This is a genomic window from Rhodocytophaga aerolata, from assembly GCF_030503435.1.
GTDB classification, from domain to species: Bacteria; Bacteroidota; Bacteroidia; order Cytophagales; family 172606-1; genus Rhodocytophaga; species Rhodocytophaga aerolata.
On the sequence record NZ_JAUKPO010000114.1, the window covers coordinates 1 to 3,784 of the forward strand.

Annotated in this window: 2 protein-coding genes; one reads left to right on the top strand and one right to left on the bottom strand. The window is 38.4% G+C overall.

The window, feature by feature from the left end:
• Positions 1–237 precede the first annotated feature (237 nt).
• Complete coding sequence (locus Q0590_RS36845) at positions 238–678, bottom strand: nuclear transport factor 2 family protein (protein ID WP_302042691.1); 441 nt, start codon at positions 676–678, stop codon at positions 238–240.
• A 513-nt stretch (positions 679–1,191) separates the two neighbouring features.
• Between Q0590_RS36845 and Q0590_RS36850 the strand changes: the two genes are divergently transcribed.
• Positions 1,192–3,606 (top strand): ABC transporter permease, encoded by a 2,415-nt coding sequence (locus tag Q0590_RS36850; RefSeq protein WP_302042692.1) that lies wholly within the window; start codon positions 1,192–1,194, stop codon positions 3,604–3,606.
• The last annotated feature ends 178 nt before the right edge of the window (positions 3,607–3,784 follow it).

Genomic DNA, 3,784 nt, shown 5'->3' on the forward strand with positions numbered 1-3,784 from the left:
ATCCGGATACTGGAGGGATAACATCCAATGGTTAGCAAGTAAAATAGAATTTCAAGTTAAATTAACTACCCTTTTCGAGTAACTGAAAAAATTAAATTTCTCGTCTGCTCTCTTTGTGATCTCTATTCTTAAGCAGCAACACTAGTTTAGTTTTCCGCAGGTTGCAGCAGATCGATAATCGTGCTTTTCCAATGCAGATGCAGGCATCAAGAGAGGACATAGTGATGGGTTACTGCCTTACTCACAAATTATGTTAGCATGTCGAGCTATTAGCTTCCAATTTCCCTCTTTTTTCATCCATACATTGGTATAGCGTCTTCTCAAGGTTTGGCCTGCTTTAGTTTGATCACCAGTAGGCGTGACTGTTTCATTGCCCATTGAAAGAACAACATTTCCTTGTATGAGTATGCTTTCTACCTGGCGAATTAATGAACTTCGTGTTCTTTTCAAAACAGGTCGATCAGCAACACTTTTTCCTGCTCGAGTCACAGCATTGTCAGGTGAGTTGACCACATACTCTTTATCCCACAATTTATAAAGCGTAAGTGTGTCGTTTTCTACAACTGCCCGAGCTTCCGCTTTTTCAAGGCCTCGAATGGTAGCCTCCACATTCTCATCTTGTGCATTGACTTGAGAGGCAAACAAGTAAAAAGACAGTATCAAAAAGGATTGTTTCATTATTGAGCAGTTAGGGTGAGAAAGTCTTGACAAGCCATTGCTAAACTAATATGTGGGTGCTATATAGCGGAAATTGATTAACCATTGACAGTCAATTGCGAATATCTTCCGATATAGAGAAATATATCCTATGAAAGTAAGAATTAAACTGATTATTAGCTACTTATAAAACAGTTATTTAATTAGATATAAATTACCCAGGGAGTTAAAGTAATTCCCCCTTTCGTGAGACTCATTGACATGGATTGACGGACTGGCTTTTACCCAGAAACAAGAGTAGAAAATAAAACATCAACTGTATACATCCCTCTTCCTAGCTGCTAAAGGCACTTTAAGATTTACCTGATTTATCAGAATGAAGTAAAAGGTGTTTTGCTAGAATTATTTAAGATACAGCTAACTGAAGAATATCAGAGGGAGGTTAGCAGATAAAATATTGTCTATACTTGGTTATTTACCCACTTTTGCTTTAAATAGAAAAGAAATTACTCCTTTATCTTATTCTCTCCTGCTATGATTCGCTATTCCTTCCTTTTTGCTTTCAGAAACTTAGCTCATCAGAAAACGAGTGCCATAATTAATATAAGCGGTTTAGTGTTGGGGTTTACCTGTTTTTTGCTCCTGTTTATGGCTTTTCAATACGAGTTAAGCTATGATCGGTTTCATAGCAAAGCCAATAGGATTTATCGAATCAATACCCATACTTTGGGCAAGGATGGAATATTTTACAATACAGGGTCGCCTTTTCCTATGGCAAGTGCCGTAAGAAACGATGTAACAGGCCTTGAAAAAGTAGTATCCATTTATTTTGTAGAAGACGGCTCCATTACGATTGATAGGCATTCCATGCAGAAAGACCATTATCAAGAGAAAAAGCAAATAGGTTTTGTAGAAGCTGATTATTTCAATGTGTTCGACTATCAATGGATCAGCGGAGATTCTCAAAAAGCCCTTAGCCAGCCTAATAGTGTGGTGCTCTCCGAAGAGATTGCTAGTAAGTATTTCGGTGGCGATGCATTAAATAAGATTATCATGCTGGAAAACAATCTGCCTTTGAAAGTGACCGGTGTGGTAAGAGATTCTCCTGCAAATACCGTATTACCTTTTAAACTATTTGTCTCGTTTCAATCTCTAAAAGACTATCTGTCAAAAGACTTTAACCTACACTCCTGGCAAATGATTGCCAGCCATATGCAAACTTATGTGTTGTTGCCTGAGCAGGTGGAGCCTCAACAGGTAGCAAAGCAACTACCTGATTTGATCAGTAAATATGTAAATGAAACAGATAGAAAGGGAAGAGAGCATAGTTTACAACCCTTGCATGAAATACATGTAGATACCCGGTATGAATCCACAAACCAGACACCGGTGACAGCCAAGGCAAGTATTTGGTTGATGCTGCTCATTGGAACTTTCATTCTGCTCATTGCTTGTATCAACTACATTAACTTAACAACAGCACACGCAATCAAACGGTCTAAAGAAGTGGGCCTACGCAAACTGCTTGGCAGTAGCCGGATACACTTGTTTATTCAGTTCATCAGTGAAACACTTATTATTACCCTTAGTTCTATGGTTTTGGCAAGTATACTTGCCGCTCTGTTTTTGCCGTGGCTCAATGAACTATTACGAATTGCCATACCCCATCATCTTCTATATAATCTTACCAATTTAGCCATCATCATTGGATGTATACTTGTAGTTAGTCTTGTGGCAGGAATATATCCGGCAAGTTTGCTTTCAGGATTTGAGCTTACAGGGGCATTGAAAAATAAAATCAAAACAGCCCATGTAGGAGACTTGTCTTTCAGGCGTGGGCTGGTCATGACACAGTTTTTTATCTCCCAACTATTAATCATTAGTACTATTGTGATCATTCACCAGGTAGAGTATTTTACTTCTGCCTATGTAGGGTTTGATAAAGAGGCAATTATTACTCTTTCCTTGCCTGATAGCAATCCAACCACCTTACGGCAATTGCGGACAGAGTTACTCGGTAGTACTGCTATCCAACAGGTGAGTTTTGCCTTTAATCATCCACTTTCAGATTATCAATTTACTGTTAACTTTCAATATAAAGCTTCAGGGAATGAAGACAAATATCCGGTAGAACTAAAGCCGGTAGATAGCCATTATATAAACACCTATGGCTTAACCTTACTTGCCGGACAGAACCTAAATGAACATGATTCTATACATTCTTTTATAGTAAATGAAGCTTTAGTAAGAAAAATGGGCTTGTCCACGCCACAGGATGCCATTGGTAAAGTAATAAATCTGACACCAGGAGATGAATCTCCACAGGTGATCACGGGCGTAGTGGCAGATTTTCACTCCCAATCCCTGCATCAAGCGATTGGGACTTGTATTTTGCTCAAAATACCTAGTTTTCTATCTACTGCCGGCATAAAAGTCAATCCTAAAGGGCTAAAACAAGCAATACAAGAGATTGAAAAGGTGTGGAGCAGGATATATCCGGATAAAGTATTTGCCTATCAGTTTTTAGACCAAACAATGGCCGGGTTTTATCAAAAAGAAATACAACTGGGCAAGTTGCTCAAGATAGTAACAAGTATAGCCATATTGATTGGATGCTTGGGAGTATATGGATTAGTTTTATGTGCAGCTCAAGGAAGGAGAAAAGAAATAGGCATCCGTAAAACATTGGGAGCAGGCGTTATTAACATTCTACTGCTGCTTACCAAGGAATCAATACTGCTTATCCTACTTGCCTCTTTGCTAGCCTGGCCCTTAGCTTGGTATAGTATGAATAAGTGGCTGGAAAATTTCTCCTATCATATTACTCTTTCAGGATGGATATTTGTGTTTGCCGGAGGGGTAGTAGTATTGATTGCTTTCTTAACGATTAGTTTTCAAGCTATCAAAGCCGCTTTAGCCAATCCAATACACTCGCTTCGTAATGAGTAAATTAACCAGGGAAAATCTAACTTTTTAGTCATCACTTTACAGCGTTAGTGTAAAGTCATTACAGGAATTGACCGAGCAACTAAAAATCCAGTAAATTAAATTGAAGTCCTATCTGAACACCTGCAAAGTTAAAAGGAAGTGGAGAATTAAAACTCTTACGTGGTTTAGTTACATCTAA

Coding starts and splice junctions, on each gene's coding strand:
- Q0590_RS36845 (WP_302042691.1), bottom strand. CDS start 678: ATGAAACAATCCTTTTTGATACTGTCTTTTTACTTGTTTGCCTCTCAA.
- Q0590_RS36850 (WP_302042692.1), top strand. CDS start 1,192: ATGATTCGCTATTCCTTCCTTTTTGCTTTCAGAAACTTAGCTCATCAG.